General features: G+C 63.4%; 21 protein-coding genes and 1 riboswitch. Of the genes, 14 read left to right on the top strand and 7 right to left on the bottom strand.

Going from position 1 to position 23,480, the window contains the following annotated elements:
* The first annotated feature begins 59 nt into the window (after window positions 1-59).
* From ACE3TY_RS02110 to ACE3TY_RS02060, 11 genes are all read left to right on the top strand, one after another.
* Window positions 60-1,226 carry a GNAT family N-acetyltransferase gene (locus ACE3TY_RS02110; RefSeq protein WP_374650457.1) on the top strand — a complete coding sequence of 389 codons (1,167 nt, stop codon included), beginning with the start codon at window positions 60-62 and terminating at the stop codon, window positions 1,224-1,226.
* Complete coding sequence (locus ACE3TY_RS02105) at window positions 1,223-2,440, top strand: TIGR03862 family flavoprotein (protein ID WP_374650456.1); 1,218 nt, start codon at window positions 1,223-1,225, stop codon at window positions 2,438-2,440. Before ACE3TY_RS02110 ends, ACE3TY_RS02105 begins: the two co-directional genes overlap by 4 nt.
* A 199-nt stretch (window positions 2,441-2,639) precedes the next feature.
* A complete protein-coding gene (locus ACE3TY_RS02100) occupies window positions 2,640-4,322 on the top strand; it encodes a hypothetical protein (protein WP_374650455.1) in 1,683 nt (560 codons plus the stop codon).
* Window positions 4,323-4,394: 72 nt separating this feature from the next.
* On the top strand, window positions 4,395-6,584 hold the full coding sequence (locus tag ACE3TY_RS02095) for an AAA family ATPase (protein WP_374650453.1): 2,190 nt from the start codon (window positions 4,395-4,397) through the stop codon (window positions 6,582-6,584).
* The gene (locus ACE3TY_RS02090; protein ID WP_374650451.1) at window positions 6,581-7,318 is read left to right on the top strand and encodes a hypothetical protein; all 738 of its coding nucleotides are present in this window, start codon (window positions 6,581-6,583) and stop codon (window positions 7,316-7,318) included. Before ACE3TY_RS02095 ends, ACE3TY_RS02090 begins: the two co-directional genes overlap by 4 nt.
* Before the next feature lie 41 nt (window positions 7,319-7,359).
* Window positions 7,360-7,576: riboswitch (cobalamin riboswitch) on the top strand.
* Window positions 7,577-7,805: 229 nt separating this feature from the next.
* On the top strand, window positions 7,806-8,846 hold the full coding sequence (locus tag ACE3TY_RS02085) for an ABC transporter substrate-binding protein (protein ID WP_374650450.1): 1,041 nt from the start codon (window positions 7,806-7,808) through the stop codon (window positions 8,844-8,846).
* Complete coding sequence (locus ACE3TY_RS02080; protein WP_374650448.1) at window positions 8,843-9,892, top strand: FecCD family ABC transporter permease; 1,050 nt, start codon at window positions 8,843-8,845, stop codon at window positions 9,890-9,892. Before ACE3TY_RS02085 ends, ACE3TY_RS02080 begins: the two co-directional genes overlap by 4 nt.
* Window positions 9,889-10,689, top strand: coding sequence for an ABC transporter ATP-binding protein (locus ACE3TY_RS02075; protein ID WP_374650446.1), 801 nt, complete (start codon window positions 9,889-9,891; stop codon window positions 10,687-10,689). The genes ACE3TY_RS02080 and ACE3TY_RS02075 overlap by 4 nt, the downstream gene beginning before the upstream one ends.
* Complete coding sequence (locus ACE3TY_RS02070) at window positions 10,686-11,465, top strand: class I SAM-dependent methyltransferase (RefSeq protein WP_374650445.1); 780 nt, start codon at window positions 10,686-10,688, stop codon at window positions 11,463-11,465. The genes ACE3TY_RS02075 and ACE3TY_RS02070 overlap by 4 nt, the downstream gene beginning before the upstream one ends.
* Window positions 11,466-11,671: 206 nt before the next feature.
* Complete coding sequence (locus tag ACE3TY_RS02065) at window positions 11,672-12,115, top strand: SRPBCC domain-containing protein (RefSeq protein WP_374650443.1); 444 nt, start codon at window positions 11,672-11,674, stop codon at window positions 12,113-12,115.
* A 77-nt stretch (window positions 12,116-12,192) separates the two neighbouring features.
* Window positions 12,193-13,248, top strand: coding sequence for an adenylate/guanylate cyclase domain-containing protein (locus ACE3TY_RS02060; protein ID WP_374650441.1), 1,056 nt, complete (start codon window positions 12,193-12,195; stop codon window positions 13,246-13,248).
* Window positions 13,249-13,303: 55 nt separating this feature from the next.
* On the opposite strand, the gene ACE3TY_RS02055 is transcribed toward ACE3TY_RS02060, so the two are convergent.
* Complete coding sequence (locus tag ACE3TY_RS02055; protein WP_374650439.1) at window positions 13,304-13,807, bottom strand: single-stranded DNA-binding protein; 504 nt, start codon at window positions 13,805-13,807, stop codon at window positions 13,304-13,306.
* A 183-nt stretch (window positions 13,808-13,990) separates the two neighbouring features.
* On the opposite strand from ACE3TY_RS02055, the gene uvrA reads away from it, so the two are divergent.
* Entirely contained in the window at window positions 13,991-16,864 is a 2,874-nt protein-coding gene (gene uvrA / locus ACE3TY_RS02050; protein WP_374650437.1) for an excinuclease ABC subunit UvrA, read from the top strand.
* A gap of 2 nt (window positions 16,865-16,866) precedes the next feature.
* Entirely contained in the window at window positions 16,867-17,505 is a 639-nt protein-coding gene (locus ACE3TY_RS02045) for a glutathione S-transferase family protein (RefSeq protein WP_374650435.1), read from the top strand.
* Window positions 17,506-17,622: 117 nt separating this feature from the next.
* On the opposite strand, the gene ACE3TY_RS02040 is transcribed toward ACE3TY_RS02045, so the two are convergent.
* Window positions 17,623-17,883 carry a PilZ domain-containing protein gene (locus tag ACE3TY_RS02040; RefSeq protein WP_374650433.1) on the bottom strand — a complete coding sequence of 87 codons (261 nt, stop codon included), beginning with the start codon at window positions 17,881-17,883 and terminating at the stop codon, window positions 17,623-17,625.
* 55 nt (window positions 17,884-17,938) lie between these two features.
* Complete coding sequence (locus ACE3TY_RS02035; protein WP_374650431.1) at window positions 17,939-18,328, bottom strand: RidA family protein; 390 nt, start codon at window positions 18,326-18,328, stop codon at window positions 17,939-17,941.
* A 107-nt stretch (window positions 18,329-18,435) separates the two neighbouring features.
* Between ACE3TY_RS02035 and trmFO the strand changes: the two genes are divergently transcribed.
* Window positions 18,436-19,806 carry a methylenetetrahydrofolate--tRNA-(uracil(54)-C(5))-methyltransferase (FADH(2)-oxidizing) TrmFO gene (trmFO, locus tag ACE3TY_RS02030; RefSeq protein WP_374650429.1) on the top strand — a complete coding sequence of 457 codons (1,371 nt, stop codon included), beginning with the start codon at window positions 18,436-18,438 and terminating at the stop codon, window positions 19,804-19,806.
* 1 nt (window position 19,807) lies between these two features.
* Here the strand turns inward: trmFO and ACE3TY_RS02025 are convergent, their stop codons facing one another.
* The 4 genes from ACE3TY_RS02025 to glpK all read right to left on the bottom strand — a co-directional run bounded on the left by ACE3TY_RS02025 (window position 19,808) and on the right by glpK (window position 23,463).
* A complete protein-coding gene (locus tag ACE3TY_RS02025) occupies window positions 19,808-20,344 on the bottom strand; it encodes a hypothetical protein (protein ID WP_374650428.1) in 537 nt (178 codons plus the stop codon).
* Between the two features lie 155 nt (window positions 20,345-20,499).
* Window positions 20,500-21,195: a hypothetical protein gene (locus ACE3TY_RS02020; RefSeq protein WP_374650426.1), complete on the bottom strand. Its 696-nt coding sequence runs from the start codon at window positions 21,193-21,195 to the stop codon at window positions 20,500-20,502.
* Between the two features lie 106 nt (window positions 21,196-21,301).
* Window positions 21,302-21,982, bottom strand: coding sequence for a hypothetical protein (locus ACE3TY_RS02015; RefSeq protein WP_374650424.1), 681 nt, complete (start codon window positions 21,980-21,982; stop codon window positions 21,302-21,304).
* On the bottom strand, window positions 21,982-23,463 hold the full coding sequence (gene glpK, locus ACE3TY_RS02010) for a glycerol kinase GlpK (RefSeq protein WP_374650422.1): 1,482 nt from the start codon (window positions 23,461-23,463) through the stop codon (window positions 21,982-21,984). Before glpK ends, ACE3TY_RS02015 begins: the two co-directional genes overlap by 1 nt.
* Window positions 23,464-23,480: the final 17 nt, after the last annotated feature.

Below are 23,480 nucleotides of genomic sequence, written 5' to 3'. Positions count from 1 at the left end.
CTGAACGAATCTCCCTCGCCCCGCTTGCGGGGAGAAGGTCGGGGTGAGGGGCTGCTTCGATGAGCGACCTCACCCTCACCGCCCGCGTGGTAGACCGGATTGAGGAGGTTCCGGCGGATGCCTGGGATGCCTGCGCCGGGAGCGACAATCCCTTTGTCTCGCACGCCTTCCTCAACACCCTGGAAATTTCCGGTTCGGTCGGGCATGGCACCGGCTGGCTGCCGCAGCATATCGTGCTGGAGGATGCGGCGGGCGAGATTCACGCGGCGGTGCCGCTCTATGTCAAAGGTCACAGCCAGGGCGAGTATGTCTTCGACCATGGCTGGGCCGAAGCATACGAACGTGTCGGCGGACGGTATTACCCCAAGCTGCAGGTCGCAGTCCCCTTCTCTCCCGTGCCCGGACCGCGCTTGCTGGTGAAGCCTTGCGCCGAGGCGCCCGCGATGCGCAGCGCGCTTATCGAGGCGTTGACCGGCACGGCTGAGAAATCCCGTCTCTCCTCGCTGCACATCACCTTCTGCCAGAAGAACGAGGCGCTGGATCTGGTCGAGCATGGCTATCTGCATCGCCTGGGCACGCAATATCATTGGACCAACCGAGGCTATGCCAGTTTCGACGACTTCCTGGGCGAGCTCGCCTCGCGCAAGCGCAAGGCGATCCGCAAGGAACGGGCCAGCGTGGCGGCAACCGGGCTCGACATTCGCGCCCTCTCCGGCGACGATCTCACGTCCAGCCATTGGGACGCGTTCTTCGAATTCTATATGGACACAGGCAGCCGGAAATGGGGCCGGCCCTATCTCAACCGCGCTTTCTTCGAGGCACTGCAGCAGACCTTGCGCGATCGTATCGTGCTGGTGATGGCATTTCGCGGCGGCACACCCATCGCCGGCGCACTCAATCTGCGCGGCAACGATGCTCTTTATGGCCGCAATTGGGGTGCCGTCGAGGAGATACCCAACCTGCATTTCGAATGCTGCTACTACCGTGCCATCGACTATGCCATCGCGCACAAGCTGGCGCGCGTCGAGGCCGGGGCCCAGGGCGAGCACAAGATCCAGCGCGGCTATCTGCCGGTGGAAACGCACTCGGCGCATTGGATCGCCGATGCCGGTTTCCGCGATGCGGTTGCCGACTATCTGGCACGCGAGCGTCGCGTCATGCTGAACGAGATCGCCGGCCTGCAGACCCTTTCGCCTTTCCGCCAGGAAAATGACCCAGAAAAATGACTGAGCGCGCCGTTGTCATCGGTGGCGGGCCCGCTGGCCTGATGGCTGCGGAAACGCTGCTGCAGGCGGGCATGCATGTCGACCTTTATGACGCGATGCCGTCGGTCGGCCGCAAATTCCTGATGGCGGGCAGAGGCGGGCTCAACATCACGCATTCGGAGAGCCTCGAGCGGTTCACGGCACGGTACGGGTCGCGACGGGGCGATGTTGCCGGATGGCTGGACGAATTCGGACCCGCCGCGTTGCGCGACTGGATTCATCGCCTTGGCATCGAGACTTTTGTCGGCACATCGGGCCGTGTCTTTCCGGCGGAGATGAAAGCGGCCCCATTGCTGCGAGCATGGCTGCATCGGCTGCGGCAGGCGGGCTTGCATATCCATGTGCGTCATCGCTGGCTGGGCTGGTCGGAGAAAGGCAAGCTTCTGTTCGCAACACCCGCAGGGAATATCGCAACCGGGGCGGATGCGACCGTGCTGGCGCTGGGCGGAGGGTCGTGGCCGCAACTGGGCGCCGACGGCTCATGGCAGCGCATCCTTGCCGGGCGCGGGGTCGATCTGGCGCCGCTGCGGCCCGCCAATTGCGGCTTCGACATCGGCTGGAGCGATCACTTCCGCCAGCGCCATGCCGGCGCAGCGCTGAAAAACATCGCCGCGGAATTCAGTGGGATACGGCGGCCCGGCGAGGCCATCGTCACCGAAACGGGCATCGAAGGTGGCCCGATCTACGCCCTGTCCGGCGCTTTGCGCGATTCCATCGCCAAGGACGGATCGGCACGCCTGACGCTCGACCTGCTGCCCAATACCGATCTCGCCCATGTGGCGGAGGCCCTAGCGAGGCGCGGTGCGCGCTCCCTGTCCTCGCACCTCAAATCGAGCCTCGGCATTTCCGGGGCCAAAGCCGGCTTGCTGCGCGAGCGCCTGGCGCCCCAGGAACTGGCCGATCCCAAGGTTCTGGCGGAAAGACTGAAGTCCCTGCCCTTGCGTCTCGTCGCCGCGCGCCCCCTCGCCGAGGCCATCAGTTCGGCCGGCGGGGTGAAACTGGAAGCGCTCGACCCCGGCCTCATGCTCCGGAGGTTGCCGGGCATTTTCTGTGCGGGCGAGATGCTGGATTGGGAGGCCCCGACGGGCGGCTACCTCCTTACCGCCTGCTTTGCCAGCGGGTTCGTGGCCGGCCATGGTGCGGCGCGCTGGCTGCGGGGACAAGGCGCCGACTGACGGAGGTGCCATCCAGTGCGGCTACCTCAGGTGTCATATTGCCTTGATATTTCCATAATCGGTTGGAACACTAAAGTGGGTTTGGCTAGACTTTGCCAACCCTTGGGGTAAGCGCGCGCATGGAGGCGTCGCCGGCGGGGCGATAAGATCGAAACCACAAATAAAACAACAGATTAAGGCAACGGAGCAGAGGATGAGCATGAGCGGTAGTGCCAAAATGTCCGGCAAGAAGGCGGAAGCCGAAGTCCTGACCGAGAGCGTCCGGCAGCGTGCCCAGGCCGTTTCGGCCAAGCAATCGGCGCCGGCGGCCGAAGAGGCCCGCTTTGCCAACATCCAGTCCAACGCCTTCTTCAAAGTGATGTTCGCCGAGGAATCGCGGCCGGAGGAAAAGAAATCGGCCGTCGCGAAGATGCTGACTTTCGAGGGCACGAAGGAGGAGAATCGCGAGAAGATCCGCGAGTTCGAACTCTTCAAGGAATACCTCCAGGCGCAGCGCGAAGCGATGGCGCAGGAGATCATCCGCCTGACGGACACCGAGACCTTCTCGGAATTGAAGATGGTCTATGACGACCTCAACACGGCCCTCATCGAGTTCGACCAGAAGATGCGGCCGCTGACCGACATCATCGACGCGGTCTATACCTTGCGCACCAACGGCCTGACGGTGGAGGCTTTCCAGGAGATCATCCGCGACCGCAAGGCCGAGGAGAAGCTGCGCGCCGACCGGGAGCTCAAGCAGCAGGAACTGACCGGGCTGAAGAGCCGGATCGAACGGCTGACGACCGACAATGCCATTCAGGGCGAAAAGAAGTCCTTCTTCGGTTTCGGCGGTGTCACCGAGGAGGCGCGCCAGCAGATCGCCAAGAACGATGTCGAGCTGTCGGATATCCATTCGCGCCTCTCGGCGCTCAGCGGCGAGATCGCCGAACTCGACAGGCAGGTGCCGAGCGAAAGCCAGCTTGGCGAATTTGCCGAGCAGAAGAAGAAACTGCGCGAGCTGCTGGACATCACCACGGAAGAGCATAAGCAAAGGCAGCAGGATCTGGTGAGTTCGGCGCTCAACTTCGTCAACACCGCCAAGGCGCGTGTCGGTGCCGTGCGCCAGCATCTGGGCAAGATGGGCGATCAGGTCGAAAATCTGGCCGATGCCAACAATGTCATGGGCACGGTCTATGCCGTCATGAACGAAGGCATCAAGGCGGCAAGCACCGACAACGTCAAGCTGCGCGAATCCCTGCAGGCCGCCGCCCCGGACGAGGACACGATCGCGCAGATGACGCGCGATCAGAAGCGCATGGCGGTCGAACAGCATATGAGCCTGCTCGACGCCTCGGCCAGCGACACGATGGCGACATATGCCGACCTCACCTCGGGCGCCATCCGCATCAAGACGATGAAGGATGCCGTGGACCAGCAGTCGATCCGCGCCCGGACGATGCACAGCCAGGGCATCTCCGGTGTCGCCGATCGCCTCTCGGTCGTGCTGCAGGCGGTCTCGTCGGCAGCACTCGGCGAGGCTTCGGCCATGGCCAAGGATACGCTGCAGATGATGGCCGACAACACCAACAAGGTGGCGCAGAAGGAAAGCATCCGCATCGCGATGGGCATCGAGGAGCAGAATGCGGATCTATCCAAGGCGATCGACGATCTGGGCTCCTATGGCGAGGTCGTGCGCGCCGCGACCAACATCACCAAGGAAGGCCTGACCGAGATGCAGGGCAAGCTGGCAGAACTGAAGAAGCTGACCGAAGTCGTGCAGGACGATTTCAAGGGTGCCATCGCGGTCAATGCCGACATCGCGAGCGCCAAGCCGGCGGCCGAAAAGGCATCTTCCCCGGCGGCCCCGAGCAGCACATCGCCCTTCAAGTTCGGGACGAACTGACGCAGCGGAACCAACCAGGCGGGACGGCCCGACCGCCGTCCCGCCGATCATCTTGCCGCGGAGCAGCCGAATATGAACTACCTCATCAGAGGCGACGAATATCTTTCCCGCACGCCCGGTTTCAAGCTGGTCGGGCGCGACAAGGAACTGAAACGCCTGTCGTCGATCCTGGTCCGCAGCAAGGCCAATTCGGTCCTGCTCGTCGGCCCCGGCGGCGTCGGCTGCTCGGCTTTGTGCCTTGGCTTGCAGGCCAGCAAGAAGAATCCCGACAGTCCTTTCGATATCGTCTCCAAGCGGCTGTTCTGGCTCGACACCGATGCGCTTTTTTCCCAAGGCGACGCGGGCAAGGTCAACGATTCCATCGACCGGATGATCAAGACGCTTTACCGCACGCCCGAATCCATCCTCATCATCGAGGATATGCGCGACCTCATCGAGGCGGCACGCAACAACGGTTCAACCCACCTGATCAACGCGCTCACCCTGGCGATCAAGTCCAGGAAGACGCAGGCCATTATCGAAGCGCGGGACGAAGACCTCGACTTCATCCTGAAGAGCCATTCCGATATCCGCGAATTGTTCACTTTCATAGACCTGGAAGAACCGGTCGGCGACGATCTGATGGAGATCGTCAAGGACAGCGCGGTCAATCTCAGCGCGTTTCATAAGATCCGCATTGCGCCGGAGGCGGTCAAGGCGTCGATCGAGCTGACCACCAAATACCGCTCCAGGGACGGTGGCATCAACCGGGCCCAGCCGGAACGGAGTGCGACGCTGATCGATCGTGCCCTTTCCTCCTATCGCCTGACGGCGCACAGCATACCGCCCGGTCTGCCCGCCTTGCAGGCGCGGCGCGCCCAGGCCCGCGACCAGGACGCGATCGCGGCGATCGATGCAGAGATCGCCGCGGCCAATGCCACCTGGCATGAAAAGCAGGAAACGATCCGCACCCTCTACAAGCGGCAGCGCGATGGCGAGACCGCCATCATGGAACTGGAAGAACAGCTTGCCGCGCGTCTGCTGGAGGAAGAAAGGAACCGCGCGCAGAACAGCGCCGCCGACACGGCCAATCCGGCTTCCGGCAAGATCGCCGCCTTCGCGCGCCTCAGTTCCGGCGCCGGGCTGGAATCCGAACAGGTCCGCGCCATAAAGGACCAGATCGGCCGCTACCAGCAGGAGCTCGCCAAGAACAAGGCCGCCTTCGATGCACTGACCGCCGAGATCAACTTGCATCTGGAACTGACGCGGGACATCGTGCTGCAGGAATTCGCCGAAATCTCCGGCATTTCGGCAAGCAAGCTCAATGAGAACGAGCGCGAGAAGCTGCGCAACCTCGAAGCGGCGTTGAAGAAACGCATCTTCGGCCAGGACCATGTCGTGGCGCAGTTGGCCAATGCGGTGAAGACCGCCCGCGTCGGCCGCCGCAACAGCGAAAAGCCGCAGGCGGCTTTCATGTTCATGGGGCCTTCCGGCGTCGGCAAGACGGAAATCGCCAAGGCGCTCGCCGAAGCGTTGCTGGACGACGAGAAGGCGCTGACGCGTTTCGACATGTCGGAATACATGGAAAAGCACGCCGTCTCGCGCCTCATCGGCGCGCCGCCGGGCTATGAGGGGTTCGAGGCGGGCGGCATCCTGACCAATGCGATGCGCAAGAACCCGATCCGCATCCTGCTGTTCGACGAAATCGAAAAAGCGCATCCGGATGTCTTCAATGTCTTCCTGCAGATTCTATCCGACGGGCGGCTGACCGATAATGTCGGACGCACCGTGTCGTTTTCGGAATCGATCATCGTCATGACGACGAATATCGGCCAACCCCATTTCCTGGACCGTTCCCTCACCTTCGCCGAAGCCAGCGCCGCGGCGCAGGAGGAAGTCGGCAAGACCTATCGCTCGGAATTCCTCAATCGTTTCGCCGGGCGGCAGAACATCGTCTGCTTCAACCGGCTCGACCTTGATTCGATCGAGAAGATCGTGCGGCGCGAATTCGACGGCATGGACCGCACTTACGGCCAGGACGGCGTCCGCGTGACAATCGCCGAGCCCGACCTCAAGGCCTTCTGCGAAGCGCATTACGACCCGGCCATCGGCGCCCGCGGCCTGCCCGGCTTCATTCAGACGAATGTCGAACCGATCATCGTCAACATGATCCTGGACGGGAAAGCCAGCGGAGAGCTGCAATTATTCTACAAGCCGGAAACCCGGAATTTCGACGTCAAGCAGACCGCGCGGCAAGTGCTGGAAAAAGTGGCCAGTCGATGAACGACCTGCAAAAACAGATCGATGGCCTCAAACAACGCATCGAGGATCGTGCTTACGAAGCCGACAGGAAGGAAGCCGGAACCTGGCAGTATAAGGCCGCCAACGACATCGGCGCGCTGAGCCGCTTCTTCAGCCAGATCGTCCTCGCCGGGTTGTGGATGTATGAACATATTCTGGCGCCGGCCGGTCGTTTCTCGGCCATTCCCGCGGGCTTTCTGTTCGGCTGGTACAGGCGGCTCTGGTCCCGGATCGTTTATGTCGAGGACCGCTTCAGGCAGCGGCAATTCTCGAAGACACGGGCCGGCCTGTTCCTGACCACGACACTTGTCTTCGTCTGGTTCCTGCTGGTTCCGCTGCTGGTCCTGGCCCTCGATACCGGGCTTTATTTCGCGACCGTGAAGCATGACGAAATCGTCTATCTCACCAACTCGCAGGAGATCGTGCCGGAAGAAAATGTGCATTCGGTACAAGGGTGCCACGCCCTGCCCTGCACCGACGATAACAGCTTCTACTTCCGCATCCGCGCCACTTTGTTCAACGAGATCTGGTCCATCGCCCACGGTTATGGGCTGTTCTTTCCCGACTACGTCGCCGCCGCCGTCCCGCTGACGATCAGCGAATGCAAGATCACATCCTATGGCTTGCGCATGAAGCTGATGATGCGCGGCATGGACATGTATCCGGACATCCTGCGCACGGAATGCACGCCGCTGACCGGCGACAGCAACCCTTAGGCACGCCGCAGCCGGCATCTTGACGGCCTATGGCGCCAGGCCGTAAGACAGTCGCCGATGGTTCCCCGACGGATGGAATCCAGGGGATTAATAGGGAACACGGTGCGGACGACCCAAAAGGGGCCAAAACCGTGGCTGCCCCCGCAACTGTAAGCGGATAGCCCAGTGCCAGAGCGACCACTGATCGTTCGATCGGGAAGGTCGGCGCAGGGCGACAACCCGCGAGTCAGGAGACCTGCCATCGACACGTTCTGTTTCAAACCGGGCGGGGTGCCCGAGATGGAGACGTTGACATGGCGCCAATCCAGGCGCGCCGGGAGACCGGCGTCTTTCTCATATCCTTGGTAGCGAAGCGAGCGCTGGGTTCCCGGCGGTGAATTCCATTACCCGGCTCCCCTTCCGGCTCGTGCGGAGCACCAGCCAATTGATATCGAAATATTATATATGTAATGTTATAACATTACATATATCGACATGGAGAGATAAGATGAACCACCCAGGCACGAGCCGACCGGCTATCCTCGCCATCCTGACAGGCCTCGCCAGCCTGACCCTCGCGACCGGGCATGCCCTTGCCGCCGGAACCCAGTACCCGCTGACGATCCAGAATTGCGGCGAGACGCTGACTTTCGACAAGGCGCCGGAGCGCGTCGTGTCGATCGGCCAGAGCAGCACGGAAATCCTCTACTCGCTTGGCCTCTCCGACAAGGTCGTGGGCACGGCGGTCTGGTTCGGCCCGGTCCTGCCGGGCTATGAGGCGGCCAACGCCAAGATCAAGCGGCTGGCCGATAACGATCCCAGCTTCGAGAGCGTACTGGCGCAGGAGCCGGATCTGGTGACGGCGGAGTATGAATGGCATGTCGGCCCCAAGGGGTCGGTCGCCACGCGCCAGCAGTTCCACGACCTCGATATCCCCAGCTATGTATCGCCGGCGGATTGCGTGGCAAAGGACAATTCCGGCGGCGGCGATGGCGTGCGCAAGGAAATCTTCAACATGTCGCTGATCTACCAGGAGATCGGCGACATGGCTCGAATCTTCGATGTCGTCGAGCGCGGCGATGCCCTCATCGCCGAACTCAGGAAGCGCGAGGCGGTGGCCATCGCCGCCGTCGCCGACAGCAAGGCCAATGGCCTCTCGATGATGTTCTGGTTCTCCAGCCCGGAGATCAAGGGCGACGCCTACATCGCCGGCAAGAACGGCACGCCCGCCTATATCATGCAGGCTCTCGGCGCCGGCAACGTCATCGCCACGCAGGAGGAATGGCCGCTGGTAAGCTGGGAAACCATTGCCGGCGCCGATCCGCAGGTCATCGTGCTGGCGCGCATGGACCGGCGCCGTTTCCCGGCCGACGACATCCAGGCCAAGCTGGACTTCCTGGCGACCGACCCGGTGGCCAGCAAGCTCGACGCCGTGCGCAAGAACCATATCGTGATCATCGATTCGCAATCGATGAACCCATCCCTGCGCACCATCGATGGGATCGAGGCGGTGTCGGCGGGCATCAAGAAGTTCGGTCTGACGCATTGACTGCCGAACCGGTCAACGCCGCGTCGCGGGGCGGGTGGGGCCAGCGCGCCTCGCTCGCCCTGCTGGCGCTCGGCATTCTAATGCTCGCCATCGGCATGGCTGTGTCCATCGGCGAAGTGCCTGTTCCGCTGGATGCGGTCTACAAGGCGATCGGCAACCGGCTCTTCGCGACGGCGTTCGAACTCAGCCCCATCCAGGAAGGCATCATCTGGGATTACCGGCTGAGCCGGGCGCTGGTCGCGGCCTGCTGCGGCGCCGCCCTGGCGTTGAGCGGCGCGATCCTGCAGGCGCTGCTGCGCAATCCGCTGGCCGAGCCTTACGTTCTGGGCATTTCGGCCGGCGCCTCGACGGGCGCCGTCGCCGTGATGATCCTGGGCATCGGCGCCGGTCTTGTTTCCCTTTCTGCCGGCGCCTTTGCCGGCGCGGTCGTCGCTTTCTTTCTTGTTACCCTGCTTGCCACGGGCGCGGGGGGCGGGTCGGACCGGATCGTTCTGGCCGGGGTCGCCGGGTCGCAGCTCTTCAATGCCTTCACCTCCTATATCGTCACCATGTCGGCCAATGCGGAGCAGGCGCGCGGCGTCATGTTCTGGCTGCTGGGCAGCCTCAGCGGCGTGCGCTGGCCGGATGTCTACCTGGCTGCGCCGATAGCGGTCGGCGGATTTATCGTATGCCTTCTGCACGCGCGCGCGCTGGATGCCTTCGTCTTCGGCATCGACGCGGCTGCGGCGCTCGGCATTCCAGTGCGCCGCGTGCGGCTGGTGCTGTTCGGCGTTACGGCTCTGATGACGGCGACGATGGTCGGCATGGTCGGGTCGATCGGTTTTGTCGGCCTGGTCGTACCGCATGCGGTGCGTTTTCTCGTCGGCCCCACCCATGCGCGATTGCTGCCCGGATCGCTGATGGCGGGAGCCATCTTCATGGTCGGCGCCGATATCCTCTCCCGTACCATCGTGCCGCAGCAGATTCTTCCCATCGGCGTGGTCACCGCCTTGTTCGGCGCACCCGCCTTCGCCCTCATTCTTTATCGCGCGAGGCACACCGCATGAGCATCGCACTGTCCGATATAAGCTGGTCGGCATCCGGCAGGATGATCGTCGACGGCGTCAGCATCCGCCTGGCACCCGGCGAGACATTGGGCCTGCTGGGGCCCAACGGATCGGGAAAGTCCTCCCTCCTCCGCCTCATCTGCCGGCTGCGCAAGGTGGCGAGCGGCGTCATCACACTGGATGACGTCGACATTTCCACCATGACGCAACGGGACATCGCGCGCCGCGTCGCCCTGGTGGAGCAACATGCGACGACCGAGGCCCATGTCACCGTGCTCGACGTGGTGCGTCTTGGCCGCACGCCGCACCGCGGGGCGCTTTCGCCCTGGAGCCAGATCGACGACGACGCCGTCGACGACGCCCTGCGGCAGGTAGGCATGGCGGAAAGGCGCCATCAGATCTGGCAGACCCTGTCGGGCGGCGAGCGGCAGCGTGTCCATATCGCCCGCGCCCTGGCGCAATCCCCCAGCGAACTGCTGCTCGACGAGCCGACGAACCATCTCGATGTCCAGCATCAGCTGGAAATACTGACCCTGGCGAGCCGGCTGCCTGCCACCTGCATCGTTGCGCTCCACGATCTCAACCTCGCGGCCATGTTCTGCGACAAGATCGCGGTTCTGCAGAAGGGACGCGTGGTGGCCGCGGGCACGCCGGACGACATCATGACGCCAAGCCTGATCCGGAACGTCTTCGGTGTCCGCGCCTATGTCGAGCGTTCGCCCCATCACGGCCGCCAGCATATCCATTTCCTGCCCGATCACGGCGGCCAACCGGCGAAACTGGAAGCCGCCCAATGAATTCAAACCGCAACTACTCCTTGAAGGAGGATATCAGGCGCTATTGGTCGGACCGGGCCGAGACATTCGATCTGGCTTTCGGCCATCGTATTCCGGCGGGGCCTGAATTCGACGCCTGGCGCGGTGCGATCGAGCGGCATCTGGGCACGCGGCCCTTGAACGTCCTGGAACTGGCCTGCGGCACGGGTGAGGTGACCAACCTCTTGCTCTCCCTCGGCCACCAGGTCACGGCTCTGGATTTCTCCGAAGCGATGCTGGCTGTCGCACGAAAGAAGCATGCCGATGCAGGCGGGCGCGTGCACTTCCTGCTGGCCGATGCGGAAAATACCTTCTTGCCATCGAGGAGTTTCGACGCGGTCGTTTGCCGTCATCTGGTCTGGACCCTTACCGAGCCGATGGCGGCGCTTGGCGAGTGGCGCAGGCTTCTGAAGCCCGGTGGACGATTGCTGGCTTTCGACGGCAATTGGGCGCGCCCGAAACCCGGCGGAAGGATCGCCGCCGGAATGATCGCCCTGCTCGACCGGCTGCGGGGCGCCGATCCCCATTATGACGGCGCCATGAGCGACCGCCATGGCGAGATCATGGCCAGCCTGCCGTTCGGAGACGGCCTTACACCCACCCGCCTGATCCCGTTGCTGGAAGCAGCCGGCTTTGCCGAAATCGCCGTGACCTCGCAGGGACCGATCGCCACGGCGCAGCGCCGAAACGCCGATTTGCGCAACAAGCTGCGCACCTTCGTCTATCGCCGCTTCATCCTGTCGGCGCGGAGGACCTAAGCCGATCCCCACGAGCGTCTTCCTGAGCGACGATCGCGATCTGCGGGGCTGCCCAATCCCGCCACATTTGTCACTTCCGCCGTTCGACATGCGGCCCTAACTTGTCCTTCGGATATCGCCAGCGCGTCGTATCGAGTACAGTGCGAAGAGCCGCGAGGCGCCCTCGTTCGTGATCGCTCCCATTGCCGCAACCATGGAGAAGATCGATGCCAGAAGCCCTCGTCGTCCGTCGCGAGACACATATTCCGGCGCCGCCTGCCGCGGTGTTCGCTCTCCTCACCGATCCGGAGAAAATCCTCCGCTGGATGGGAACGGAGGCGCAGGTCGAGCCGCGGACCGGCGGGCTCTATCTTGTCAATGTTACGGGGCGGAAGGTCGCCCGCGGCTATTTTCGCGAGGTGGTGCCGGTACACCGCCTGGCCTACAGCTTCGGCTGGGACGGCAGCGAGACGGTCCCGCCGGGATCGAGCCTGGTCGAGATCGACCTGATCGAGCAGCCGGACGGAACGCTGCTGCGCTTCACCCATACCGGCCTGCCCAATGCCGAGCAATGCGAGGGTCACGCGAAGGGCTGGACCCACTATCTTGGCCGGCTGGCCGAGGTCGCGGCCGGACGCGATCCAGGCCCGGACCGCAATCGCGAGGGCTGATTCTTCCTAGCCCAGCCGGGGCCAGGGAGTGACAGGCCGGGGGTGACAGGCCGGGCCGGCAGCCGCATGATCACGGCATGGATATGCCTGCACCTCTCGCTTGGCTGGTCGACGAGGCCGGCGCCTCACCCGGTCCCGACCGGTTCCTTGCCGAACTCGGCGGCCGGCTGCTCGCCGGTGGCCTGCCGCTGGCGGGTGGCGCCCTGATGCTCGCCGTGCCGCATCCGATCGTCGCCCGCCGCACCTGGCTTTGGCGCGCTGAAACCGGAGCCGTGATCGAAGCGCTGGGGTTCGCCGGCAGTCCGCACCAGGCCGGGCGCGACTGGCTGGCCGGAATTGGCCCGGTGCAGGAGGACGCGATTGGCCTGGCACCGGACAGCCCCGTGCTGGGCTGGGCCGGCACGCGGCCATTCGGCCCCGCCGAAGTGAGCCGGCTGCACCAGATCGCGCGCTTCGTCGCGGCGCCACTTGCCGCCCTGGCCGCACGAGCCGCCCAGGAGACTTTGCTCGAAGCCTATCTCGGCCGGCGCAGTGCCGCCCGGGTGCGGGCCGGCGCGCTGCGCCGTGGCACCGGGGAAACCATCCGCGCGGCGTTGCTCTATGCCGATCTGCGCGACTTCACCGCTTTATCCGAGGCGACGGAGCCAACGGCGATGATTGCCGCCCTCGATGCCTGGTTCGACCGCGTCGCCGGGGCAGTACACGCCTTCGGCGGCGAGGTGCTGAAGTTCATCGGCGATGGCGTGCTGGCGATATTTCCGGTCACCGGGACGCCGACCGAGGCGTGCGATGCTGCTTTACGTGCTGTCGCCGCCGCCCGTGCCGGCATGGCCCATCTCGATGCAGTACGGCAGGCGCAGGGGTTGCCACCGCTGCCCTTCGGCGCGGCACTGCATGTCGGCGAGATGCTGTGGGGCAATATCGGCGCCATCGACCGGCTGGATTTCACCGCTATCGGCCCCGCGGTCAATCTTGTCAGCCGCCTGGAGGGATTGTGCCGGCCGCTCGGCCGCTCTGTTCTGGTCTCAGGCGCGGTCGCAGCCCAGACCGCGACGCCGCTGGTGCCGCTGGGCGACCACCTCCTGCGCGGCATCGCGGCCCCCTGCGCCGTCTTCACCCTGCCGGATGCATGAGCCAGATGGTTCGGCCGCGCCAGGGAAAATGCGGCGCGGCACGAACGCCACCTTCTTAGAACGGGATATCGTCGTCGAGATCGCCGCCGCGGCCACCACCACCCGACGAACCGCCGCCGAAGCCACCGCCGCCGGACGAGCCGCCGCCATAACCGCCGCCGCCATAGCCGGCATCGCCATTGTCGGACATACCGCCGCCGCCCTCACCCTTGCCGTCGAGCATGGTGAGTTCACCGCGGAAGCGCTGCAGGACGACTTCGGTCGTGTATTTTTCGGCGCCCGACTGGTCGGTCCATTTGCGGGTCTGCAACTGGCCTTCGAGATAGACCTTGGAGCCCTTCTTCAGGAAACGCTCGGCCACATCGACCAGGCGCTCGTTGAAGATCACGACGCGGTGCCATTCGGTCTTTTCGCGACGCTCGCCCGAGCTCTTGTCGCGCCAGGACTCCGAGGTGGCGATGGACAGGTTGGCGACCTTCGTCCCGTCCTGGGTCGAGCGAATCTCGGGGTCGCGCCCCAGATTGCCGATGAGAATGACCTTGTTGACGCTGCCCGCCATGACGCTGCCCCCTGCTGGAATCCGATTGAAATGTCGCGCCCGTATAGCGCTTCGCCGGGCATTTTCCTAGCATCCTGGAAAGAAGAACAAAAGGGGTATTGCGGCGCCGAGAAGGCCGCTATGATGCCGCCCAAAGGTGGCCGCCGGCCGCTCCCGATTCCAGCTCCCGAAAAGACCGATCGCATGGCTAACCAATTGACTGGGCACAAGATTTCCGTCCGCGGCGCGCGCGAGCACAATCTGAAGAACGTCGATGTCGACCTGCCCAGGGATTCCCTGGTCGTCATCACCGGGCTCTCCGGCTCGGGGAAATCGTCCCTGGCCTTCGACACAATCTACGCCGAAGGCCAGCGGCGCTATGTCGAGAGCCTCTCCGCTTATGCCCGGCAGTTCCTGGAACTGATGCAGAAGCCGGACGTGGATTCGATCGAAGGCCTGTCGCCGGCCATTTCCATCGAGCAGAAGACGACCTCGAAGAACCCGCGCTCGACCGTCGGCACGGTCACCGAGATCTACGATTACATGCGCCTGCTGTTCGCGCGCGTCGGCATCCCATATTCGCCGGCCACCGGCCTGCCCATCGAGAGCCAGACCATCACCCAGATGGTCGACCGCATCATGGGCCTGCCCGAGGGCACGCGCCTCCTCCTGCTGGCACCGATCGCGCGGGGCCGCAAGGGCGAATACAAGAAGGAATTCCAGGATCTGCAGAAGCGCGGCTTCCAGCGCGTGCGGGTCGACGGCAAGATCCATGAGATCGGCGATGTGCCGAACCTCAATAAGAAGCTGAAGCACGATATCGAAGTGGTGGTCGACCGCATCGCCGTGAAACCTGGACTGGAAACACGCCTCGCCGGCAGCGTCGAGACGGCGCTCGGATTGGCTGACGGATTGCTGTTCGCCGATTATGCCGACAAGCCTGATGAGCGCATCCTCTTCTCCTCGCGCTTCGCCTGCCCGGTCTCCGGCTTCACCATCGATGAGATCGAGCCGCGCCTCTTCTCCTTCAACAACCCGTTCGGCGCCTGCCCGGTCTGCGACGGATTGGGCGAGAAGCTCTATTTCGACCCCGAGATGGTCGTGCCGGACACAGCCAAGTCGCTCCGCGAGGGCGCCATCGCGCCCTGGGCCAATTCAACCTCGCAATATTACAATCAGGCACTGGAAAGCCTCGCCAAGCATTACAAATTCTCGCTGGCGACCGCCTGGAAGGATCTGCCGAAGAAGATCCGCGACATCATCCTGTTCGGTTCGGGCGAGGAAACCGTCACCATGTCCTTCGACGACGGCACGCGCTCCTACAAGACGACGCGGCCGTTCGAGGGCGTCATCACCAATATGGAACGCCGCTTCCGCGAGACCGACAGCAATTGGGTGCGCGACGAGTTGGGGCGCTTCCAATCGACCAGCCCCTGCGAAGCCTGCGAAGGCCGGCGCCTGAAGCCGGAAGCGCTGGCCGTGAAGATCGACAAGAAGAACATCGCCGACATTTCCGACTTCTCCATCCTGCAGGCGGCCGATTGGTTCGGCAGCCTGGCGAAGAAGCTCACCAAGAAGCAGAACGATATCGCCTATCGCATCCTGAAGGAGATCAACGAGCGGTTGGGCTTCTTGAACTCAGTGGGCCTCGAATACCTGACGCTCTCCCGGGCCTCGGCAACGCTGTCCGGCGGCGAGAGCCAGCGCATCCGGCTGGCCTCGCAGATTGGCTCAGGGTTAACCGGCGTGCTCTATGTGCTGGACGAACCGTCCATCGGCCTCCATCAGCGCGACAATGACCGGCTGCTGGCGACCCTGAAGCGCTTGCGCGATCTCGGCAACACGGTGCTGGTCGTCGAGCATGACGAGGATGCCATCCGCAATGCCGATTACCTCATCGACATGGGACCGGCCGCCGGCATCCATGGCGGCAAGGTCGTCGCCGAAGGCACGCCCGCCGAGGTGATGAAGAGCAACAGCCTCACCGCGCAATATCTCAACGGCAGCCGCAAGATCGAGATCCCGAGCGAGCGCCGCAAGGGCGCCGGCAAACAGGCCAGGATCCGCATCGTCGGCGCCAAGCACAACAACCTCAAGAATATCAGCGTCGATATTCCACTGGGCACCATGACCTGCGTCACCGGCGTCTCGGGCGGCGGCAAGTCGACCCTCATCATCGAGACGCTCTACAATGCGCTGGCCAAGCGCCTGCATGACGCGCGCACGCATCCAGGAGAACATGACCGCATCGAGGGCATCGAATTCCTCGACAAGGTCATCGACATCGACCAGTCGCCGATCGGCCGCACGCCACGCTCGAACCCCGCCACCTATACCGGCGCCTTCACGCCGATCCGCGAATGGTTCGCGGGGCTCCCCGACGCCCAGGCGCGTGGCTACAAGGCCGGGCGCTTCTCCTTCAACGTCAAGGGCGGCCGCTGCGAGGCCTGCGAGGGCGACGGCGTCATCAAGATCGAGATGCACTTCCTGCCCGACGTCTATGTGCAATGCGACCAGTGCAAGGGCAAGCGCTACAACCGTGAAACGCTCGAGGTGCATTTCAAGGGCAAGTCGGTCGCCGACGTGCTCGACATGACGGTCGAGGAAGGCGTCGAGTTCTTCAAGGCGGTCCCCGCCATCCGCGACAAGCTCGCCATGCTCAACCAGGTGGGCCTCGGCTATGTCCATATCGGCCAGGCGGCGACGACCCTCTCCGGCGGCGAGGCGCAGCGCGTGAAGCTCGCCAAGGAGCTTTCCCGCCGCGCCACCGGCCGCACGCTCTATATCCTCGACGAGCCCACCACAGGCCTCCATTTCGAGGATGTGCGCAAGCTCCTCGAAGTGCTGCAGCACCTCGTCGACCAGGGTAACACCATTGTCGTCATCGAGCACAATCTCGAAGTCATCAAGGTGGCCGACTGGATCATCGACCTGGGGCCGGAGGGCGGCGACAAAGGCGGCCGCATCGTCGCCGAAGGCACGCCGGAAGATGTGGCCGATACGCCCGGCAGCTATACCGGCCAGTATCTGGCGCCCTATTTGAGCAAGCGCGTGAAGAAGAAGGCCGCGAGGGGGTAGCGATGTACAAGCTCTTCTACAGCCCGGGCAGTGCCGCGATGGCGGCGCATGCGATGATGGTCGAGATGGGCGTCGAGGCCGAGTTCATCCTGATCGATGACGAAAAGAACGAGCAGAAGAGCCCGGAATATATGAAGCTCAACCCGCATGGCCGGGTGCCGACGCTGATCTATGATGACGGCAAGGTCATGTATGAGAGTGCCGCCATCTGCGAGTTTCTGACCGAGCGGCATCCGGAGGCGAAGCTCGCCCCCACCATCACCCATGCCGATCGGGGTCTCTACCTGCAATGGATGGCCTATCTCACCAACACGCCCCAGGAAGCGTCGATGCACTGGTGGCATTCTGAGAACTATGTCGATGGCGCAGACGCGCAGGCCAGGATGAAAGCGAAGGCCGAAGAGCGTCTGGCGAGGATCTGGTCGTTCCTCGATGGTGAACTGGCCAGGAAAGGCCCGTATCTGTGCGGTGCCAATTTCTATGCCTGCGACTATTTCCTCGCGATGCTGATCCGCTGGACGCGCAAGATGCCCAAGCCCGGCCACATCTATCCGCATCTCAACAAGCTGGTGCGCTCGGCGATGGCCCGCCCCGCTTACGCGCAGATGCTGCAGGACGAGGGCATCGATCAGCCGGTGTGATGTCGGACTAGAGCGTTTCAACGTCACTCAGAATCGCGCGCCTTCCTCCGTCATCCCCGGGCTTGACCCGGGGATGACGGAAAGAGAGACAACGTTTCCGTCAAACCATGAGGCGTTCTAACTGCCCGCAAACCGTACGCCGACCACGACACCGTCGGCGCGGACCACTTCGCATGGATACTCGCTGCCGTCGCTGAGGCGCAGGGTGAAAAGGTGCGGCAGCGGGGTCAGGCCTGGAAAGACCAGCCGCGCGCCGGATTCCGACCAGTCGCGCACCTGGCAATCGTAAAGACTGGCGCCGTTATTGAAGACCGCCTTGGCGCCCCTCAGTATTTTTCGGCGCGGGTGGCGGCGTTTGTCAGGTCCGGTCTCCGCCATGCTCTCCCTCCCCAAGGGGATGCATGGCGATGGTGCGGCAGTTGGCTGGCCGGGGCTACGCTGCCCTGGCTGCAATACCCTCGACCTCGATCAACCATTCCGGATTGGCCAGCGATGTCACCACGATGAGTGTCGAGGCCGGCTGGGCGCCGGCGAGGATCTTATCCCGCGCGATGCGCGAAGCCGGCACATCGCCGGCACGGGTGAGAATGATATTGACCTTGACCAGATCCTGGACATTCATGCCGTCGGCTTCCAGGCAGGCAGCCAGATTGCTCCACGCCAGTTCCGCCTGCGCCTCGAAACCCTTGGCCGTCTTATGATCCCGGTCGCAGCCGACCTGCCCGCTGATATAGAGCCAGCGATAGTTCTCGGGTGCCGAGACCATCTGCGAATAGCGGCTGAAGGGTGGCGGCGCCGAAGGGGGATTGAGGAAGTTCAGCATCTGTATCTCCTTGATGGCACGCGCTTTATCGTTCCGTCGGGCGCGCCGATTGTCAATCCTGGCGCCTGGCCTTGCCCATGGACGCAATGGGCGCTATGACCCGCCGCATGAACGCGAACAAAACCAAACCCATCCACGTCATCGGCGCCGGCCTCGCCGGGTCCGAGGCCACCTGGCAGCTGGTCTCGGCCGGCGTGCCGGTCATTCTCCACGAGATGCGGCCCCAACGCGGCACCGACGCGCACCAGACCGACCGCTGCGCCGAACTGGTCTGCTCCAACTCCTTCCGCTCGGACGATGCGGAGAACAATGCGGTGGGCCTGCTGCACGAGGAAATGCGCCGCGCCGGCTCTTTGATCCTCAAATCGGCCGATGCCAGCAAATTGCCGGCGGGCGGCGCGCTCGCCGTCGACCGCGACGGATTTGCCGAACGTGTCACCGCCGCTCTGACGTCGCACCCCCTCGTCACCTTCGAACGGGGCGAGATCGGCGGATTGCCACCCGAGGATTGGGACAGCGTCATCATCGCCACCGGTCCCCTCACCTCGCCCGCCCTCGCCGAGGCCATCCTGCAATTGACCGGCGAAGCCAGCTTGAGTTTCTTCGATGCGATTGCGCCGATCGTGCACAAGGACAGCATCGATCTGGAGAAGGCCTGGTTTCAGTCGCGCTATGACAAGGTCGGCCCCGAGGGCGACGGCGCCGATTACATCAACTGCCCGCTCGACAAGCCGCAATATCTGGCCTTCATCGAGGCGATCCTCGCCGGCGAGAAGACCGAGTTCAAGGAGTGGGAAGGCACGCCCTATTTCGAAGGCTGCCTGCCCATTGAGATCATGGCAGCACGAGGGCCCAACACCTTGCGCTTCGGCCCGATGAAGCCCATTGGCCTCTTTGATCCCAGGGAACAGCGGCGCCCCTATGCCGTCGTGCAGCTGCGGCAGGACAATGCGCTGGGCACGCTCTACAACATGGTCGGCTTTCAGACGAAGTTGAAATACGCCGAACAGGTCCGTGTCTTCCGCATGATCCCGGGCCTCGAGAACGCCGAATTCGCGCGCCTCGGTGGCCTCCACCGCAACACCTTCATCAACAGCCCCAAGCTGCTGGATGGGTCGCTGCGCCTCAAGGCACAGAAGCGCCTGCGCTTTGCCGGCCAAGTCACCGGCGTCGAAGGCTATGTCGAAAGTGCGGCCATCGGCCTGCTGGCCGGCCGCTTCGCCGCCGCCGAGCGGCTGGGCAGCGACCTGCCACCGCCACCGCTCACGACGGCACTGGGCGCCCTCATCGGCCACATCACCGGCCAGGCCGATGCCAAGACCTTCCAGCCCATGAACGTCAATTTCGGCCTCTTCCCCGAAATCGACGCGCCGGAGGGTCTCACCAAGGCGCAACTGCGCGAATGGAAATCCGCCCGCAAACCGCGCCTCAGTCGGCGCGCGCTGGGGGATCTCAGAGATTGGATTAAACCCCGCTAGTTCACCAGATCAACATCGCCTTGTCGCGCAGGTAGCGGGTCACAGCTTTGTACCCGATGCACCTCATTTGCACGAGAATATCACCCCGGCACAGGGCGACATCGTCGGGAGGAATATTGAAAGACTTTACGAATATCTCCGAGAGGCAGTCCCCACGCTGAGCGCCGGTTTTTCCAGTACAGGTCGCAAATGACCGTACCGACAATTCCTCTGCGGTAAGCATTACTGCCCTGTCGAGGTCTTGCCATTCATCCGCCGAGAGTGAACCTGGGATGCCGGCACCACGACGCAGCATGTTGAGCCAATCGCCCTTCGCAATGCATACGGCGTAGTCGCCAAGGTCCTGCTCTGCAGCACAATGCTCGATCCCTTCAGAATTGGCGAAGGCCGCAGTCAGCTTTTCTCGAAAGCATGCCTTGATATCGCTCACGTAGCCGACGAAATAGAGAGCGGTAGCTCCCATCCTGCTGGGGTCCGTTTCAGTACAAGCCGTCATCAATCGCGCCCGCATTTCCTGCACCGCGAGAGACGCGTCCATCCTCGCATCAGTTGATGAAGCGGCAACGGGACTGGTTGTGGCCGTCTTCGTCGTAGGCGTGCACCCGATCAAGGCGAGAATCATCGTCAAAAGAAGGTAGAATGTTCTCCACGCCGACGGCTGGATTCGAGGCGGCGCAGCTGCCCTCGGCTGCATCAGATTGCCCGCGCCGCGGCGACTTCCAGCAGATTGACCAAGCCGGCCTCGCCGACGCATTGGCCGAACTTCTCGTCCGTTTCGAGCGTCAAGCACGGTTCTCCCATCTCGGGTTGCGCGTCCATCTTGGTGAGTATCCTCTCCAACATGCATTCACGGAAAGCCCTGCTCTTGGGGTCGTGCAATTTCGCGCAATCAAAAGACTCGTGAATGGCCATCGTCAGTAACTCATCCTGCATGGATTTTTGAAAATTTGTCCAGGCACTGTCTGACATCTCAATGCCGCTCTTCTTTCGAAGATTCATGACAACGGTGCCGTCGAAGGCACATTGAAACCGAGCGTCGGCGTCCGGCTGGTCGGAACAATGGTTCTTGGCATTGCCGCTGGGATCTATCGCCATCACCAAGTTATCAGTGACACAATCCATCAACCCGGCGCTGCCGCCGCTCATGCAGGCAGTGACCGCATTCAACGTCATCTTCTGTGTCGCGGCTTCCAACCGTTCATCAAAGACGCCCGTAGATTGCCACTTGCCGTTGCGGAGCGCGGAAGATGAAGCGTTTGCGGAATTGTCGGCCGGCGCCGCGATTGTCGCGGCAGAAGACGTAGATTTGGGAGAACTTGGCTGGCAGGCCGCGACAGCCAAGGCCAGCAAGAGTAGTCCAGACGCGCCCACCGATGTAACCGCACGCATATTCCGCCCCCCGATTTTCAGTACCGGGGAGAATACTAACGATGCTCTTTTTGGACGGCAAATGGCATTTTTGTCGCGCCAAGGTTGCTTGACCGTGCGACATTCATCAGGAATGCACGCGATCAAGCTTCAGGCGGATCGAATGGGCAAAGCCAGCCCAATAGATGCACATGTCACGCTGCTCCTTGCTCGGGCAGAAATCGATTGCCTCAGGCTTGACTTCGAAATAGCGGAACATCGAGCTTTCGACGCATTCCTTCATGGCCGACTTGCTTGGCGTCAAACATGATGCGTGAATCCGGTCGCTGATGAGTTTGCTGGCCTGCTGTCCGCGCGCGTCACGGCTGCCCCATTGCACGTCGACCGGCAAGGCCGCGGAACCGCTGTTCTTGATCACCGCGCCGACAAACTGCCCTTCCAGGATGCAGCTGACGAACTGCCGGAGGTCGCGCCCCTGGCTGCAGGAGCTGGCGCCCTTTCCTGCATCGAAGGCTTCGACCAGGCGCGAGCGCACGCAGACCGCCTGACCGGCCGGCAATGTTAGCAGGTCATCCGGTGTTTCGAGCTTTGCCTGGCACGCATCGGAGAGCGCGTGATGCAATTCGACAAGCGCATCCCTTGTCCCGCTCAGTCGCCATAGGCCCTCGCTGGTCTCCGCCGGCCCCTTCGACGCGGGTTCGGACGAGGCGCAGGCAGCGGTCATGATCAGGAGAGCGACACTGAGGACGTTACGCCCGACATGGCCCAACATCCGTTCTCCCGTCATTGTGGCCTCGAACAGCTGCATCAGGAGCGGATCCGCCCGATGGCCGTTTTCCAGCCGGCATAGAGTTTCTCGCGGTCCACCTCCGCCATTTCCGGGCGGAATTCGCGTTCCTGCTGCCAGTTCGCGGCGGCGGCCTTGAGGTCCGGGATGAGGCCGACACCGAGTCCCGCCGCGATCGCCGCACCCAGGGCCGTCGTTTCCACGACGACGGGGCGCCCGATCGGCACGTTGAGAAGATCGGCCAGGAACTGCATGACCCAATCGTTGCGCACCATGCCGCCATCGACGCGCAACGACTGCACCTCGGTGCCGGTATCGCTGGTCATGGCACTCATCAGGTCGCGCGTCTGGTAGCAGACGGCCTCGAGGGCTGCGCGCACGATTTCGGCGATGCCGGTATCGCGCGTGAGGCCCAGCAGCGCACCGCGCGCCATCGGATCCCAATAGGGTGCACCCAGGCCCGTGAAAGCCGGCACCAGATAGACACCGCCGGTTCCGCGCACGGAGCGCGCCAGCGCCTCGGTTTCACCCGCTTGATGGATGAGCTTCAGGCCGTCGCGCAGCCATTGCACGGCGGCGCCGGCGATGAAGATGCTGCCTTCGCTGGCATAGGCCGTCTCGCCCTTGAGCTTGTAGCCCACGGTGGTCAGCAGCCGGTTCCTGGAAAGTACAGCCTTGCCGCCCGTGTTCATCAGCGCGAAGCAGCCGGTGCCGTAAGTGCTCTTGATCATGCCCGGCTTGAAGCACGCCTGGCCGATGAGTGCTGCCTGCTGGTCGCCCGCCATGCCGGCCACGGGCAGGCTGACACCCAATTCACGCGGATCTGTCATGCCGAAGGCCGCCGCATTCTCACGGATCTCCGGCAGCATCGAGCGCGGAATCCTGAACAAGGATAGCAGCTCGTCATGCCAGGCCAGTTTATGGATGTCGCACAGCATGGTGCGCGAGGCGTTGGTAACGTCGGTTGCATGCGCCTTGCCCCCGGTGAGGCGCCAGAGCAGGAAAGTATCGATCGTGCCGAACGCCAGTTCACCCTTCTCCGCCGCGTCGCGGGCACCGGCGACATTCTCCAGGATCCAGGCGACCTTGGTGGCGGAGAAATAGCTGTCGATGAGCAGGCCCGTCTTCGCCTGGATCATCGGTTCCATGCCGTCGGCGATGAGCTTCTTGCACAGTGGCGCGCCGCGGCGGTCCTGCCAGACAATGGCATTGTGCACCGGCTTGCCGGTCTTGCGGTTCCACACCACCGTCGTTTCGCGCTGGTTGGTGATGCCGATGGCGGCGATGCGTTCGGCGCCGGCCTTGGCGAGGACGCCCTTGCTGACATCGACGGTCGCCCGCCAGATCTCTTCCGGATCATGCTCGACCCAGCCGTCGGCCGGATAGATCTGCGGCAGCTCCTTCTGCACCGTCGCCTGCGGTTCGCCGCGCAACGAAAAGGCGATCGCCCGCGTGCTGGTGGTGCCCTGGTCGATGGCGAGGATGAGGTCGGCCTTGGCCATGGCGGCGCCCCCTATTT

The sequence above is a fragment of the Dongia sp. genome, from assembly GCF_041918875.1.
Classification (GTDB): domain Bacteria; phylum Pseudomonadota; class Alphaproteobacteria; order Dongiales; family Dongiaceae; genus Dongia.
The sequence above is the reverse complement of the archived record's forward strand: the minus strand, read 5'-3'. Positions and strand labels throughout refer to the sequence as shown.

Excerpts from the sequence above, each read along its gene's own strand:
- ACE3TY_RS02110 (WP_374650457.1), top strand. The coding sequence starts at position 60 with ATGAGCGACCTCACCCTCACCGCCCGCGTGGTAGACCGGATTGAGGAG.
- ACE3TY_RS02105 (WP_374650456.1), top strand. The coding sequence starts at position 1,223 with ATGACTGAGCGCGCCGTTGTCATCGGTGGCGGGCCCGCTGGCCTGATG.
- ACE3TY_RS02100 (WP_374650455.1), top strand. The coding sequence starts at position 2,640 with ATGAGCGGTAGTGCCAAAATGTCCGGCAAGAAGGCGGAAGCCGAAGTC.
- ACE3TY_RS02095 (WP_374650453.1), top strand. The coding sequence starts at position 4,395 with ATGAACTACCTCATCAGAGGCGACGAATATCTTTCCCGCACGCCCGGT.
- ACE3TY_RS02090 (WP_374650451.1), top strand. The coding sequence starts at position 6,581 with ATGAACGACCTGCAAAAACAGATCGATGGCCTCAAACAACGCATCGAG.
- ACE3TY_RS02085 (WP_374650450.1), top strand. The coding sequence starts at position 7,806 with ATGAACCACCCAGGCACGAGCCGACCGGCTATCCTCGCCATCCTGACA.
- ACE3TY_RS02075 (WP_374650446.1), top strand. The coding sequence starts at position 9,889 with ATGAGCATCGCACTGTCCGATATAAGCTGGTCGGCATCCGGCAGGATG.
- ACE3TY_RS02070 (WP_374650445.1), top strand. The coding sequence starts at position 10,686 with ATGAATTCAAACCGCAACTACTCCTTGAAGGAGGATATCAGGCGCTAT.
- ACE3TY_RS02065 (WP_374650443.1), top strand. The coding sequence starts at position 11,672 with ATGCCAGAAGCCCTCGTCGTCCGTCGCGAGACACATATTCCGGCGCCG.
- ACE3TY_RS02060 (WP_374650441.1), top strand. The coding sequence starts at position 12,193 with ATGGATATGCCTGCACCTCTCGCTTGGCTGGTCGACGAGGCCGGCGCC.
- ACE3TY_RS02055 (WP_374650439.1), bottom strand. The coding sequence starts at position 13,807 with ATGGCGGGCAGCGTCAACAAGGTCATTCTCATCGGCAATCTGGGGCGC.
- uvrA (WP_374650437.1), top strand. The coding sequence starts at position 13,991 with ATGGCTAACCAATTGACTGGGCACAAGATTTCCGTCCGCGGCGCGCGC.
- ACE3TY_RS02045 (WP_374650435.1), top strand. The coding sequence starts at position 16,867 with ATGTACAAGCTCTTCTACAGCCCGGGCAGTGCCGCGATGGCGGCGCAT.
- ACE3TY_RS02040 (WP_374650433.1), bottom strand. The coding sequence starts at position 17,883 with ATGGCGGAGACCGGACCTGACAAACGCCGCCACCCGCGCCGAAAAATA.
- ACE3TY_RS02035 (WP_374650431.1), bottom strand. The coding sequence starts at position 18,328 with ATGCTGAACTTCCTCAATCCCCCTTCGGCGCCGCCACCCTTCAGCCGC.
- trmFO (WP_374650429.1), top strand. The coding sequence starts at position 18,436 with ATGAACGCGAACAAAACCAAACCCATCCACGTCATCGGCGCCGGCCTC.
- ACE3TY_RS02025 (WP_374650428.1), bottom strand. The coding sequence starts at position 20,344 with ATGGACGCGTCTCTCGCGGTGCAGGAAATGCGGGCGCGATTGATGACG.
- ACE3TY_RS02020 (WP_374650426.1), bottom strand. The coding sequence starts at position 21,195 with ATGCGTGCGGTTACATCGGTGGGCGCGTCTGGACTACTCTTGCTGGCC.
- ACE3TY_RS02015 (WP_374650424.1), bottom strand. The coding sequence starts at position 21,982 with ATGCAGCTGTTCGAGGCCACAATGACGGGAGAACGGATGTTGGGCCAT.
- glpK (WP_374650422.1), bottom strand. The coding sequence starts at position 23,463 with ATGGCCAAGGCCGACCTCATCCTCGCCATCGACCAGGGCACCACCAGC.